The organism is Nocardia sp. NPDC005746 (assembly GCF_040630785.1).
Classification (GTDB): Bacteria; Actinomycetota; Actinomycetes; order Mycobacteriales; family Mycobacteriaceae; genus Nocardia.
The window spans coordinates 74,813-90,678 of the sequence record NZ_JBEXYE010000002.1 but is presented as its reverse complement, the minus strand read 5'-3'; the positions used below and the strand labels follow the sequence as shown (position 1 = coordinate 90,678).

The window sequence follows — 15,866 nt, the reverse complement described above, 5'->3', positions numbered from 1 at the left end:
GGGTCGGGGGCGCAGGCCCAGCCCGCTCAGTGACTGGCGACCTTGCGGTACTGCACCAGGGCCAGCGGCACCGCGATCGCCAGGATGCCCACCGAGCACAGGATCGAGTACTCGACGCAGTGGTCGGCGGCCCAGCCGGTGGCCGGGGTGAACGAGGGCGGTGACCCGTTGCCGAACAGTTTGCGCCCGGCCGCCGACACCGCGGTGATCGGATTCCAGGCGGCCACCGTCCGCAGCGGACCCGGCAGCGTCTCCCCGGAGATGAACGCCGAGGAGATGAAGGTCAGCGGGAAAAGCCAGATGAGCCCGGCACTCTGGGCCACCTCGACACTCGGCGACATGAGCCCGGTGATCGCGCCCACCCACGACATGGCGAAGGCGAACAGCAGGATGACGGCGAACGCCAGCACCGCGTCCATGATCGCCCCGTTGATCCGCCAGCCGACCACGTACCCGCACGCCACCATGACCGCGAGCGCCAGGATATTGACCACCAGGTCGGACAGGGTGCGGCCCATCAGCACCGCCAGCCGCGACATGGGCAGTGTCCGCATCCGGTCGATGATGCCCTTGTGCAGGTCGTTCGCCAGGCCGACGGTGGTGAACGCCGCGTTGAAAGCGACTGTCTGCGTGAAGATTCCGGCGAGCAGGAACTCCCGATACTGGCTGCCGCCCAGGGACGCGCCGAAGATGTAGGCGAACAGGAACACGAACATCAGCGGCTGGATGGTGGCGGTCACCAGCAGGGTCGGCACGCGCAGGATGGTGATCAGGTTGCGATAGGCGACGATGGCGCTGTCGCGCACCACCCGCGGTAACAGGATGGCGGGCCCCTCACCGGCCGGGCGGACGTTCCGCTGCTCGGCGGTGGCCGCTGTCTCCTCGCCCGGAGGCGCTTCCGGGTCGGCGGGCAGGGTCGTCACGACAGGATCTCCTCTTGAACTGACTCGGTGGCGGGCACATCGATCGTGCGGTCGGCGGATTTGCCGGTGAGAGACAGGAATACGTCGTCGAGGCTGGGCCGGTGCACGGTCGCGTCGAGCACGTGCACACCGACGTCGTCGAGGCGGCGCAGAGCTTCGACCATGGTGCGGGTGCCGTCGCTCACCACCACGGTCAGCCCGTCGGTCGACTCGTCGTACTCGGGTTCACCGATGCCGACCCCGGCCAGCACACGGCGGGCGGGGGCGGGATTCTGGCCGGCGGCCAGGGTGACGGTGAGTTTGTCGCCGCCGATGGAGGTCTTGAGTTCGTCGGCCGACCCGCGGGCGATGACGCGCCCGCGGTCGATGACGGTGATGCGGTCGGCCAGCAGGTCGGCCTCTTCCAGGTACTGGGTGGTGAGCAGCACGGTGGTGCCGTCGTCGACGAGTTCGCCGATGACGCGCCACATGTCCAGTCGCCCACGGGGATCCAGCCCGGTGGTGGGCTCGTCGAGCACCACCACCGGGGGTCTGCACACCAGCGCCCCGGCGAGGTCGAGGCGCCGCGCCATACCGCCGGAGTAGGTGCCCGCCCGGCGCCCGGCCGCGTGGTCGAGGCCCAGCGCCGACAAGAGCTCGGTGGCGCGGTCGGTGGCCTTCTTGTGGTTCATGCCGTACAGCCGGGCCACCATGCGCAGGTTCTCGAAGCCGGACAGATTGGCGTCGATGGCCGCGTACTGACCCGACAGACCGATCCGGGTGCGGGCGCGGGCCGGATGCTTCAGCACGTCCACGCCCGCCACCTGCACCGAGCCGGAGCTCGGGCGTAAGAGGGTGGTGACGATGCGCACGGTGGTGGTCTTGCCCGCGCCGTTGGGCCCGAGCAGTCCCATCACGGTGCCGCTCGGGATCTCCAGATCGATCCCGTCCAGCACCCGGACCTTGCCGTAATACTTCACCAGCCCTTGGACTTCCACGGCCAGACTCATCGCGTTCCCTCCCGCCGGGCTTCGATCTCCGCCAGCTGTTCCCGCAGCACCGGCCCGATGACGGCGAGGGATTCCGGCGTGGTCATGCCGGCGTGCGTGCAGCGCACCAGCTGGTCGTGCACCACGCCGGTGACGTGGGACTGCCAGGCCGCGGCGCAGCGCGCCGGGTCCGCCCGGTTGATCTCGTCGTCGGCGGCGGTGAAGAACACCAGGTCGCCGTCGAAGACCCGCGGCCGGAAGCCGTGCGCCTGGGCCGTGCCGTTCTCGTAACCGGTGTAGAGCCGTTCCAGGTGTTCGATCGTGAGCGCCGCGAACGGCCCGGAGCGGCCGCGCAGCAGTTCGGCCGCCTCCTGCAGGGTCAGGCGCGGATCGATGTCGGCGTCACCGCCGAGCAGGTCGGATCCGAATTCGGCGATGATCGAGGCCACCGTCGGCATGGCCTGCTCGAGCCACCGGTCGGAGAGCTGGTAGCTGTCCATCATGCCGAGCAGCGCCACCTCGTCGCCGCCCTCCTGCAGCTGCACCGCCACCTCGTGGGCGATGAGCCCGCCCAGCGACCAGCCCAGCACATGGTAAGGACCCTCCGGCTGCACCGATTTCATGTGCGCCACATAGTATTTCGCGGCTTCGGCGATGGTCCGGTGGCTTTCCTCGCCCGCCACGTGCGGCGCCTGCAGGCCGTACACCGGCCGTTCGGGCGGCAGGTGCGACAGCAGTCCGGCGAAGCACCAGGACAGGCCGATCGCCGGATGTACGCAGAACAGCGGCGGCACCGTCGAATCCGTGCTCGGGCGCAGCGGCAGCACCGCGCCGAGCGCCGCGCTCAGCGCCGCCCCGACGTCGCCCTCGGCCGAGGACAGGCGGGCGGCGATGGCGGCCGGCGTGGATTCTCCGAACATGGCCTGCACGGGCAGGTCGATCCCGGCGGCCCGCAACTGCGCGACCACCTTGGTGGCCAGCAGCGAGTTGCCGCCGAGTTCGAAGAACCCGTCGTCCACGCCGACCTGGCGCTCCGCGCCGAGGCCGAGCACGTCCGCGAAGGCCGCGCACAGGGCCGTCTCGATCGGGCCGGTCGGCGCCCGGTAGCCCTCGCGGGCCGCGAACACCGGTTCCGGCAACGCCTTCCGGTCCAGTTTGCCGACCGGCGACAGCGGCACCCGGTCCAGCAGCATGATCGACTGCGGCACCATGTAGTTGGGCACCAACGCGGCCATGTGCGCGGTGAGTTCGGCCGGGGTGGGCGCGGTCCCAGTGCGCGGCTTCACGTAGGCCACCAGCGCGGTGGACCCGGCCGTGGTGCGGTGGCCGATGGTGGTCGCGAACTCCACCGCCGGGTGCTTGGCCAGCGCCGCGTCGATCTCGCCGAGCTCGATGCGGAAGCCGCGGATCTTGACCTGATGGTCGGTGCGGCCCACGTAGTCCAGATCCCGTGCGCTGCCGTCGCGTTCGAGCCAGCGGACCAGGTCGCCGGTGCGGTACATGCGGGCGCCCGGCTTGCCGAACGGGTTGGCCACGAACCGCTGCGCGGTCAGGCCCGGGCGGCGCAGGTAGCCGCGGGCCAGGGCCGCGCCCGCCAGGTGCAGTTCACCGGTGACTCCGGCCGGGGCCGGGTGCAGGCGCACGTCCAGGACGGTCGCGCCGACACCGCGGATGGGTCCGCCGATGGTGATCGGCCCGCCGGGCGTCAAGGGCTGCGAGATCACCGTGACGATGGTGGTTTCCGTCGGCCCGTACACGTTGTACAGCTTGCGGCCGGGAGCCCACCGGGTGACCAGGTCCGGCGGCAACGCCTCGCCGCCGACCAGGACGTGCCGCAGCGCGGTCGCGCCCGCCGGGTCGACGGTCCCGAGCGCCGAGGTGGTGATGAAGGCGTGGGTGATGCCCTCGTCGGCGAACACCTTCCCCAGCTCCTCGCCGCCGACCACGCCAGGTGGGGTGATGACGAGGGTCGCGGCGCCGCCGAGGGCGAACAGCAGGTCGAGCATAGCGGCGTCGAAACTCGGTGTGGCGAAGTGCAGCACGCGGCAGCCGGGTCCGACGTCGAACCGCTGCGCGGTCTCGGCGGCGAAGTTGGACAGGCCGCCGTGGGTGACGACGACGCCCTTCGGGATGCCCGTGGACCCGGAGGTGTAGATGACGTACGCCGGGTTGTCCATGCGCAGCGGCGAGGTCCGCTCGCTGTCACGGATGGGCGCGTCGGAGGTGGCCAGCACGCGACGCCGGAACGACGGCGCGTCCAGCACGGTCCAGTTGGCGCCGTCGGGCATGCGCCCGCGGTGTGTGGACAGGGTGATGCCCACGGCCGCACCGGAATCCAGCAGCATGTGGCTGATCCGCTGCTCCGGATACCCGGGGTCGACGGGCACGAACGCGGCGCCGGCCTTGGCGATGGCGAGGGTCACCGCCACCGATTCGGCCGACCGCGGAATGCCCATGGCGACCAGGGTTTCCGGTCCGACGCCGTAACCGATCAGGACCCGGGCGAGCCGGTTGGTCCAGCGGTCGAGGGCGTCGTAGGAGATCTGGGTGCCCGCCGAGCGGACCGCGATGGCGGCCCGGTTCAGGTTGGCGGCGGCCTCGAACACCTCCGGGAAGGTGATCGGCAGACCGGGTTCCGCGCCGCGCACCGGCGCCAGGGCCGTCCACTCGGCGGCGTCGAGCAGGTCGAGATCACCGATCGCGGTGCCCGGGTGCCCGGCGGCCGCGCCGAGCAGCCGCACGAACCGCTGGGCCAGTCCCTGGGCGGTGTCCTCGTCGAAGAGGTCGGCGGCGTAGTTGACCGAGACGGTGATGCCGTCGGGTTCGCGTGCCGCGGTCCAGGATTCGGTGAGGGTGAACTGCAGGTCGAACTTGGCGATGCCGGGGTCGGCGTCGTCGGCCTCGATGCGCAGGCCCGGCAGTTCGAGCACCCGCACCGGCTGGTTCTGCACCGACAGCATCACCTGGAACATCGGGTGATGCGCCTGCGAGCGGACCGGGTTGAGCACCTCGACCAGTCGCTCGAACGGGACGTCGGCGTGCGCGAACGCCTCCAGGTCGGTGTCGCGGACCGTGCGCAGCAGATCGGCGAAGCTGGTGCCGCCGTCGATGCTGGTGCGCAGCACCAGGGTTCCGACGAACATGCCGACCAGCCGGTCCAGCGCGGGGTGGCCGCGTCCGGCGATGGGTGTGCCCACGGCGATGTCGTCGCCCGCGGTCAGTCGATGCAACAGTGCCGCCAGTGCGGCGTGCAGCACCATGAACATGGTGACGCCGTGTTCGGCTGCCAGCGCCTGCAATTCGCGGTGGGTGAACGGGTCCAGCCCGCATTCCACCGTGCCGCCGCGATAGGTCGGGGCGGGCGGGCGCGGCCGGTCCGACGGCACCGCGAGCAGCTCGGGCAGACCGTCCAGGGCGCGCCGCCAGTAGCCGAGCTGGCCGCTGATCACCGATTCCGGATCGTCCTCACGGCCCAGCACATCCTGCTGCCACAGCGTGTAATCGGCGTACTGGATGGGCAGTTCGGGCCATTCGGGGGCCTGCTTGGCGACGTGCGCCCGGTAGGCGGCGGCCACGTCGGCCGCGAGCGGTTGCAGCGACCAGCCGTCCATGGCGATGTGGTGCACGACCAGCACCAGCACGTGCTCGGTCTGGTCGCCCGGCAGCCGCAGCAGGGCCGCGCGCAGCGGCACGCTGGTGGCCAGGTCGAAGCCGCCGGCGGTGACCCGGCGGATCTCGCCCGGCACCTCGGCCTCGGTCACGGTCCGGATCGGCAGCCCGACGGTGGCCTCGCCCGGTTCCAGGATCTGCTGGCACGGTTCGCCGTCGATCTCGGGGAACACGGTGCGCAACGTCTCGTGCCGTTCCTGCACCTCGCGCAGGGCCGCGCGCAGGGCCGCGACGTTCAGTTCGCCGTGCAGGCGCAGGGCGACCGGAACGTTGTAGGCGCCCAGCGCTTCCCCGTTCTCCACGGAGGCGTTGAACTTCTCCAGGAACCACAGCCGGCGCTGCGCCGCCGAGAGCGGGATCCGCTCGGGACGGGTGCGCCGGCGCGGTTCCGGGCGCAGGTCGTCCGAGGCGGAACCGGCATCCAGTGCGGCCGCGAGACCGGCCACGGTCGGGGCGGCGAACACGGCCCGCACCTCGAGCCGCACCCCGGTGGCGGTGGCCAGCCGGGCCACCAATTGGGTGGCCAGCAGCGAGTTTCCGCCGACCTCGAAGAAGCTGTCGTCCGCGCCGATCCCCGGCGCACCGACCAGTTCCCCGATCACCTCGGCGACCAGGCGCTCGGTGTCGGTCTCCGGTGCGCGCGAGACCGAGGCGAGCGGCGCCGCGGGCGGCGGCAGCGCGTCGCGGTCCAGCTTGCCGACCGGGGTGAGCGGAATGCGGTCGAGCACGGTGAGCGAACTCGGAACCATATGCGCGGGCAGGTGTCCGGCGCAGTGGCCGCGCAGCTGCTCGAGGTCGGGCGTGCCGCCGTCGGCGGGCAGCACGAACGACACGATGCGCCGCACGCCCGCGATCTCGCGGACCTCGGTGTGCGCGAAGCGGATCGCGGGATGCGCGGTGAGCACGCCGTCGATCTCGCCGAGCTCGATGCGGAAGCCGCGCACCTTCACCTGGTGGTCGGTGCGACCCAGGTAGACGATGTCGCCGTCGGCGCTCCAGCGCACCACGTCACCGGTGCGGTAGATCCGTGATCCGGGCGGCCCGTACGGGTCGGCCACGAAGCGGGCCGCGGTCAGCTCGAACCGTTCGAGATAGCCACGCGCGCAACCCTGTCCGCCCAGGTACAGCTCGCCGGGGACGCCGACCGGGACCGCCCGCAGGCGTTCGTCGAGGACCAGGGCCCGCGCGCCGCGCACCAGCTTGCCGATGGTGATCGGCTCCCCGACCGCCAGCGGTCCGGCGATGGTGGCGACGACGGTGGTCTCGGTGGGCCCGTAGCCGTTGAACATCATGCGGCCGGGAGCCCAGCGCGCCACCAGTTCCGGACCGCAGGCCTCGCCGCCGACCATGACCGACCGCAGGTGCGGCAGCGGCCAGCGCTCACGGTCGATGGTGGCCAGCGCGGCCGGGGTCATGAAGGTGTGGCTGACCTGTTCGCGGTCCATGAGCGAGGCCAGTTCGTCGCCGCCGTACACGTCGGGCGGGACGATGATCATGGTCGCGCCGGCCCCGATCGCCAGTAGCAGGTCGAGTATGGCGGCGTCGAAGCTCGGGGACGCGAAATGCATGGCCCGCGAGTCCCGTTCGACCCGCATGCGCTCGCGGATCTCGTCGGCGAAGTTGGACAGGCCGCCGTGGGTGACGGCCACGCCCTTGGGTTTTCCGGTCGAACCGGAGGTGTAGACGATGTAGGCGAGGTCCCCCGTCCACAGGGTGGCGGTGCGGTCGGCGTCGGTGATCGCGGTCTCGTCGAGCACCTCGAGCACTTCGAGCAGCTCGGGGTCGTCGAGCAGCAGCCAGTCCACCGGGTGCTCCCCGGCGGCGGTGTGCAGCGCGTCCGCGTGCTCGGTCATGCTGATGCCGACCCGGCAGCCGGAGTCGGAGAGCATGTGCCGCACCCGATCCGCCGGATAGTTCGGGTCCACCGGGACGAACGCGGCGCCGCACTTGGTGACGGACAGTGCCGCCAGGACCGATTCCATCGAGCGGGTCAGGCCGAGCGCGACCCGGTCGCCGGGGCCCAGGCCGCGATCGATCAGGGCCCGCGCCAGGCGGTTCGAGTAGATGTCGGCTTCGCGGTAGGTCAGTTCGGTCTCGTCGAGACGCAGGAACACCCGGTCCGCGTTGAGGTGCGCGGTGGCCGCGAAGTAGGCGGCCAGGCTGCACTGCGGTTCGGGCACCGGACCCCAGGCGGGGGTGAACATCTCGCGCTCGAGTTCGGTGCGCGCGTCGATGTCGCGGACCCGCACCTGCGCGTCACCGGTGACGGCCTCGAACACCTGGACCAGGCGTTCTGCCAGGACGGTCACCGTCTGCTGCTCGAACAGCTCGGCGGCGTAGATGAATTCGAAGACGCGTTCGTCGGCGGCGAGGCCGGGCAGCACCCGCAGTTCCAGATCGAACTTGGCCAACGCGATGTCGAGTTCCTCGGCGTGCAGCGACAGTCCGGGCAGCCGCAGCACGGGCGCCGGGGTGTCCTGCACGCTCAGCGCCACCTGCAGCAGCGGGCTCGCACCGAACCGGCGGTGCCGGTCCTCGCCGGACTGCAGTTCCTCTACGACCCGCTCGTAGGGCACCTCGGCGTTGGCCATGGCGGCCAGTTCGGTGTCGCGGTCGGCCTGCAGCAGTTCGGCGAAGGTGTGGTCGGGGTCCACGTCCGAACGCAGGATCAGCGTGTTGACGAACATGCCGACCAGGTCGTCGAGGCGGGTATCGGAGCGCCCGGCGATCGGGGTGCCGATGACGATGTCGCGGCCACCGGTGACCACCCGCAGCATGACGGCGAGGGTGGAGTGCAGCACCATGAACAGGCTGACGCCGTGCGCCCGCGCGACCTCGGCGAGCCTGCGCTGCAAGGCTTCCGGCACCTCGAACCGCACCGTCCCGGCCCGGCCGGTGGGTTCGGCCGGACGGGGCCGGTCGTAGGGCAACGGCAGTTCCTCGGGCAGGTCGGCCAGGGCGGCCCGCCAGTAGGCGAGCTGCGCGGCGGCGGCGCTCTCGGCGTCGGTGTCGGCGCCCAGGATCTCGCGCTGCCACAGGCTGAAGTCGGCGTACTGCACCGGCAGCGGCGTCCACGCGGGGGCCACGCCGCCGTGGCGGGCGGCGTAGGCGATGGCCAGGTCCTGGGTCAGCGGGCCCAGCGACCAGCCGTCGGCGGCGATGTGGTGCAGCGCGATGCCGATCAGGTGCCGGCGGGTTCCGGTGCGCAGCAACGCCATGTGCAGCGGGATCTCGTGCGCCAGATCGAAGCCGCGCCGGGCCAGCGAGCGCAGCGCATTGCGGGCGCCGACATCGTCGGTCTCGACGACCTCGGGCACCGGAAGGCAGCCCGCGGTGTCGAGGACGACCTGGTAGGCGCCCTGCTCGTCCTCAGGGAAGACGGTGCGCAGCACCTCGTGGCGTTCGACCACGTCGGCCAGAGCGGCCCGCAGGGCGTCGATGTCCGGATCGCCGTCGATCCGCAGCACGAATGCGATGTTGTAAGCACTGGATTCGGGGGAATATCTGTTGAGGAACCACAGTCGCTGTTGCGGCAGCGACAGTGGTACGCGCTCCGGGCGCGGCGAGTGCACAGCCAGCGCGACACGCTGCGCCCGGGGCGCACCCGCGAAGCCGGGAGTAGTGACAGCCGCCAGACGTACGGCCACCCCGGCCACGGTGGGCGACTCGAAGATGTCGCGCACCGGCAGCTCCACCCCGAATTCGGCGTACAGGGCCGCGGTGAGGCGGGTCGCCAGCAGCGAGTTGCCGCCGATCTCGAAGAAGTTGTCGTCCACGCCGGGCGCGATCCCGCCCAGGATCGAGCCGAACGCCAGCGCGACCTGCTGTTCCAGTTCGGTTTCCGGAGCGCGGGAGGCCGCGGCGGCCATGAACTCGGGCGCGGGCAGCGCCTTGCGGTCCAGCTTGCCCGACGGGGTGACGGGCATGGCGTCGAGCACGGTCAGCGCCGAGGGCACCATGTAGCCGGGCAGCCGTCCGCGCGCGGTGCCGAGCACCTGGGCCGCGTCGAGGGCGGTGTCGGCGGTGAGATAGGAGACCAGGCGCGGGATTCCGCGCTCGTCGTGGTGGACGAGGGTGAGCGCGAACGTGACGCCCGGGTGCGCGGCGAGCACGTGGTCGATCTCGGCGAGTTCGATGCGGAAGCCGCGGATCTTGATCTGATCGTCGGCGCGGCCCAGGAAGCGCAGCTGCCCGGCGTCGTCGGCGACCACCAGATCGCCGGTGCGGTACATGCGTTCGCCGCGGCGGCCGTGCGGGTTGGCCGGGAAGCGTTGCGCGGTCAGGGCGTGCCGGCCCAGGTAGCCGCGCGCCAGGCCGGGGCCGGACAGGTACAGCTCCCCCGCCACGCCCGGCGGCACCGGGTGCAGGCGGCCGTCGAGCACGAACAGCCGCATTCCGCGCACGGGCAGGCCGATCGGCACCGGCTGCCCGGCCACCATGGGTCCGGTGGCGGTGGCGGCGACGGTGGCCTCGGACGGGCCGTACATGTTGTGCATGCGCCGGGCGGGCTTCCCGGGCCGCGATTCCGGCGCGGTCCACACCGTCACCAGGTCCTCGGGGCAGGCCTCGCCGCCGACGATGACGGCCTCGAGTTCGGGCAGGTCGGCGGCGGGTACGGTGCCCAGGGCGGCGGGGGTGACGAACGCGTGCGTCACGTGCTCCTCGCGCAGGATGCGCGCGAGCTCCTCACCGCCGAAGACGCCCGCCGGCGCGACCACGATGGTGGCGCCGGCCGCGAAGCCGAGCAGCAGCTCCAGCACCGAGGCGTCGAAGCTGGGCGACGAGAAGTGCAGGGTGCGAGCCGAATCGGTGACCTTGAACAGGTGCATCTGCTCGTGCGCCAGCGAGGCGATGCCCGCGTTGGTGACCACCACGGCCTTGGGCTTGCCGGTGGAGCCGGAGGTGTAGATGAGGTAGGCCGGGCCACCGGTGCGCAGCGGGTGGTGCCGTTCGATGTCGGTGACCGCGGTGTCGGGGAACTGCGCGCATTCCGTGCCGAGCTGTTCGGAGCCGAGCAGCAGCCAGTCCACGTAGCTCTTGCGGTGCCGCCCCCGGTTGCCGGGCCAGGTGGTCGGCATGTCCGCGCGCCGTTCGGCATTGGTGATACCGAGCATGGCCCCGGAGTCGGCGAGCATGTGGGCGATGCGGTCCGACGGGTAGTCGGGGTCGATGGGCACGTAGGCGGCGCCGGTCTTGGCGACCGACCACACCGCGAGGATGCTGTCGAGGCTGCGCGGCAGCGCGACGGCGACGACCACCTCGGGCCCGGCGCCGTGCTCGATCAGCACCCGCGCCAAGCGGTTCGAGCGTTCGTCGAGTTCGCGGTAGGTGGTGTCCTCGCCCAGGTAGCGCACGGCCACCGCGTCGGGGACGCGTTCGGCGGTGTCGGTGAGCAGCCGCGCCAGGGTGATGGCGGGTTCGCCGGGCGCACCCATGATGGGCACCAGTCTCGCGGTCTCGCGCACGTCCAGCAGTGGCAGATCGCCGACCGGCAGCGCGGGTTCGGTGACCGCGGCGGCCAGCAGCGCACCGAAGCGGCGGGCGATGGCCGCGACCGTGGCGTGGTCGAAAACATCGGCGGCGTAACCGAATTCGGCCGACATCCCGGCGTCCTCGGCCGGGGCCCCAGCCGGGTCGTGCACGGTCAGCTGCAGGTCGAACTTGGCGATGTCGGTGGCCATCGGCACCACTTCGCTGTCCACGCCGGGCAGGTCGACGCGCGTCTCGGGCCCGTTGTCGTAGGACAGCATGACCTGGAACAGCGGGTGCCGGGACGCGGACCGCTCCGGGTTGACCACCTCGACGAGCCGCTCGAACGGCACGTCGGCATTGGCGAAGGCGTTGAGGTCGGTGTCGCGGACCTCGGTGAGCATGCGGTCGAATCCGGCGGCCGGATCCACCCGGGTGCGCAGCACCAGGGTGTTGACGAACATACCGACCAGGTCGTCGAGCGCGGGATCGCTGCGCCCGGCGATCGGCGTGCCGATGGCGATGTCGGCGGTGTTGCACAGGCGCGAGAGCACCACGGCCAGCGCGGCGTGCAACACCATGAACGTGCTGACGCCGCGGTCGTGGGCGACGGTGGCCAGGGCGCGGCGGACCGCGGCGGGGATGGTGAATTCGACGGTCCCGCCGTCGGTGGACCGCTGCCGCGGACGCGGACGGTCCAGGGGCAGGTCCAGCTGGTCGGGCAGGTCGGCGAGGGCGGCACGCCAGTAGGCCAGCTGCCGGGCCAGGGCGCTGGCCGGATCGGCTTCGTCGCCGAGCAGTTCCCGTTGCCACAGCGCGAAATCGGCGTACTGCACCGGCAGCGGCGTCCACACCGGGGCCTCGCCCCGGGCGCGGGCGGCGACCGCGGTCATCAGGTCGCGGGTGAGCGGGTCGATCGACCAGCCATCACCGCTGATGTGGTGCAGCACCACCAGCAGCAGGTGGGTGTCCGGGCCGGTGCGGTACAACGCCACCCGCACGGGGGCCTGACTGCGCAGGTCGAAACCGTACCCGGCGAATTCGGTGGCCAGCGCGACGGCGTCGGCGTCCGCGTCGGCGTCGATGGGGTCGAGGGTGAGCGGGATCTCGGCCGCCGGGTGGATGAGCTGGCAGGGCCCGTCGGGGGTGTCGGGGAAGGTGGTGCGCAGGCTCTCGTGCCGTTCCAGCACGTCCACCAGTCCGGCGCGCAGGGCCGGAATGTCCAGCGGCCCGGTCAGTTTCACCGCGAACGGCATATTGTAGGCGGCCGCGTGCTCGGCGAACCGGTTGAGGATCCACAGCCGCTGCTGGGCCAGGGACAGCGGAATCTGCTGCGGCCGTGGCCCGGCCGTCAGCAGCGGCTCGGGGCGCGCGGTCCCGTCTAGCCGCGCGGCGGAGAGCCGGGCGGCGAGCGCGGCCACGGTGGAGGTTTCGAACAGGTCGCGAATGGTGAGCGAGACGCCGAGCGCGGCATTGACGCGCGCCATGGCGCGGGCCGCGGTCAGCGAGTTGCCGCCCAGGTCGAAGAAGCTGTCCTGGACGTCGAGTTCGTCGGTGCCGAGCACCTCGGCGAAGATGGCGAGGAGCTGGCGTTCCATATCGGTGCTGGGCTCGGCCACGGGTCGGTCGGGCCGTCGGGCCCCCGCGTCCGGCTCGGGCAGCGCCTTGCGATCCACCTTGCCGTTGGCGCTCAACGGTAGTTCGTCGATGACCATCACGACCGAGGGCACCATGTAGCCGGGCAGGGTGCGGCGCAGCCCGGCGGTGAGCTCGATGGGGTCCAGCACCTCGACGCCGGGGCCGGCGACCGCGTAGCCGACCAGTTCGTCGCCGCCGCGGCCGCGGCGGGCGACGCACACCGCGCGCGCGACCCGGGGGTCGGCGAGCAGGGCGGCCTCGATGTCGCCGAGTTCGATGCGCAGGCCGCGCACCTTGACCTGGAAGTCGCTGCGGCCCAGGTACTCCAGTACGCCGGAGTGGCCGCTGCCGCGCCAGCGCACCAGGTCGCCGGTGCGGTACATGCGGGCGCCGGGGGTGAACGGGTTGGCCACGAACCGGTCGCCGGTGAGGGCGGCGCGGCCCAGGTAGCCGCGGGCCAGCTGCACGCCCGCCAGGTACAGCTCGCCGACCACGCCGGGGGCGACGGGCTGCAGGCGGGCGTCGAGGACGTAGGTGTGGGTGTTCCAGACGGGCGCGCCGATCGGCACGTCGGTGCTGCCGGGCGTGCAGTGCCAGGCGGTGACGTCGACGGCGGCCTCGGTGGGTCCGTAGAGGTTGTGCAGTTGCGGCGCTTCGGGTCCGGTGCCCAGGGCGGCGTGGAATTCGGCGACGGTGGCGGCGGGCAGCGCCTCACCGCTGCAGAACACCCGTACCAGGCCGGTGCAGCCGCTCACCTCGGTGTCGGTGAGGAACACCGACAGCATGGACGGCACGAAATGGGCCGTGGTGACGCCCTTCTCGGCGATGACTCGGGCCAGGTAGGCCGGGTCGCGGTGGCCGTCGGGGGCGGCGATGACCAGGCGGGCGCCGATCTGCAAGGGCCAGAAGAACTCCCACACCGACACGTCGAAGGTGGCGGGGGTCTTCTGCAGCACGACGTCGGAGGTGTCGAGCGGGTAGGCGTGCTGCATCCAGCGCAGCCGGTTCACGATGGCGGCGTGGCTGACGCCGACGCCCTTGGGCTTGCCGGTGGAGCCGGAGGTGAAGATGACGTACGCCAGGTGGTCGGCGCGCAGCGGGGCGGTGCGGTCGGCGTCGGTGACCGGTCGGCCGGAGTGGGCGGACAGATCAGCGGTGTCGATGTCGAATCGCGGTGCGAGATCGGGCAGTTCGACGCCGTCGGCGGCGGTGGTGAGCACGCACAGCGGCCGGCCCTGCTCGAGCACGGCGGCGATGCGGTGGGCCGGGTGGTCGGAATCGATGGGCAGGTAGGCCGCGCCCGCCTTGACGACGGCGTACATGCCGACCAGCAGGTCGAGGCTGCGGCGCATGGCCAGGCCGACCAGGGTGTCGGGGCCCGCGCCGCGCGCGACGAGTTCGCGCGCGAGGCGGTTGGCGCGCTCGTCGAGCGCGCCGTAGGTGAGGGTCTCGCCCTCGAAATCCAGTGCGATCCGGTCGGCGGACATGGCTGCCCGGTCGGCGAACAGCCCGGCCAGGGTGCCCTCCTGGCGGGCGACCTCGGTCGAATTCCATTCACGCAGGACGCGGTCGCGTTCGACGTCGGTGAGTACCGGCATGTCCACGACCACGGATTCGGGTGCGGCGGAGACGAATCGGCCCAGGTAGTCCAGGAACCGGCCGTGGTGCATGGACAGTTCGGCGTCGCCGTAGAGGCGCGGGTTGGCCTCGAAGTCGATGTGGGTGCGGTCGCCCAGGCCGTTGTAGAGGTTGATCGAGAGGTCCTCGACCGGGCCGGTGGACAGCACGTTGATCGAGCCCATCAGGCTGCCGAACTTCAGCTCGCTGTGGAAGAGCATGAGGTTGACCATGGGCCCGAAGAAGCCGCGCGAATCGCGTGAGTAGCCGCAGTCGCGGCGGATGTCGTCGCTGCGGTAGCGCTGGTGGCGCAGCGCGCCGGTGATCTGCAACTCGACGGCGCGCACGGTGTCGGCGACGGTCTCGGCGCCGGTGAACTGCACGCGGATGGGCACCACGTTCGACACCACGCCCGCCGAACGCCGCAACGCCACCGTGGTGCGCGCGGAGACGGGCAGGCTGAGCACCACGTCCTGGGTGCCGGTGACCGCGCGCACGTAGCCGGCCAGGGCGGCGACGAACAGCGCGGAGGTGTTGGAGCCGAATGCGGTGGCGGCGGCCTCGATAGCGGCCTCGACCTCGGGCGTGAGCACCGCGGTGGCGCTGCGGCGACCGGCGTCGGAGATCGGGGCGACGGTGCCGTTGGCCGACAGCGTGAGGGGTTCGCCGACGCCGGCGAGCTGGGCGCGCCAGTAGTCGCAGTCGGAGACGAAGCGGGTGGTGTCGCGGTAGCGGTTCTCGTCGCCGTAGATGGTGGCCAGCGGCGTGGCGCGGGAGACCGTCGGTTCGGTGTGATCCTCGAGCGCGGTGTAGATCTCGGCGGCGCGGGTGGTGGCGTTCATGGCGCCGTAGCCGTCGATCACGATGTGGTGGCCGCGGGTGTACCAGATCCAGTCGGCATCGCCGATCTGGATCACCACATTGGTGGTGAGCGGGTCGCGCTCGATGTCGATGGGCGAGCTGGCGTGCTCGTTCATCCAGGCGTGGGCCGCGGCGCGCGGGTCCGGCTCGCCGCGCAGGTCGACCCGGGCCCAGCCGGGGCGCCGGTTGAGGTCGACCACCTGGTGCGGGACGCCGTCGATCTCGAGCAGGCGGACGTGGCCGACCTCGCTCTCGGCGCCGAAGCGTTCGATGGCGTAGAGCAGGCGGCCGACATCGAGGTCGCCGTGGATCTCGACGAACTGCGCGATGGTGAGGGGGATGTCTGGCCTGATCCGCTGGGCGTACCAGAGGGCTGTCTGCGCCGGGGAGAGCACGAAAGGTTGGGCCGAGAATTCACCCGAAGAACATTGGTCGACACGGTCGGTGGCCAATGAACTCATCAAACACTCCGTTCTGACGCTGTAGACGCAACTCCCCGAGCCCCGAAAGAGTGATCACAAGGTCCTGGATGCCCGGCGTGCGCGCGCATGCGCGAGCCGTAGGACGTGATCCACGTCCTATGATTCGGAGCATCCCGCCGAGTGGATCGGTGGTGATCTCGAGTTGCCGCAACGAACAGCGTTGGCGGAACGCGGCTGTAGTTCAGTTACCGAACAGCAACCTCACAATATGCGCCCAACTCACATATTGGAACGGTTTT

The 15,866-nt window shown here is 71.4% G+C and carries 3 protein-coding genes; all 3 read right to left on the bottom strand.

Annotated features, from left to right (window positions below; all coding sequences use genetic code 11):
• Positions 1-26 precede the first annotated feature (26 nt).
• A complete protein-coding gene (locus tag ABZ412_RS04175) occupies positions 27-809 on the bottom strand; it encodes an ABC transporter permease (RefSeq protein WP_357085957.1) in 783 nt (260 codons plus the stop codon).
• A 110-nt stretch (positions 810-919) separates the two neighbouring features.
• Positions 920-1,912, bottom strand: a complete 993-nt coding sequence (locus tag ABZ412_RS04170; protein ID WP_357276130.1) for an ATP-binding cassette domain-containing protein — start codon at positions 1,910-1,912, stop codon at positions 920-922.
• Entirely contained in the window at positions 1,909-15,606 is a 13,698-nt protein-coding gene (locus ABZ412_RS04165) for an amino acid adenylation domain-containing protein (protein WP_357276128.1), read from the bottom strand. Before ABZ412_RS04165 ends, ABZ412_RS04170 begins: the two co-directional genes overlap by 4 nt.
• Positions 15,607-15,866: the final 260 nt, after the last annotated feature.

What these genes read in the sequence shown, in the direction of transcription:
- ABZ412_RS04170 (WP_357276130.1), bottom strand. Translation starts at nt 1,912, where the DNA reads ATGAGTCTGGCCGTGGAAGTCCAAGGGCTGGTGAAGTATTACGGCAAG.
- ABZ412_RS04165 (WP_357276128.1), bottom strand. Translation starts at nt 15,606, where the DNA reads ATGAGTTCATTGGCCACCGACCGTGTCGACCAATGTTCTTCGGGTGAA.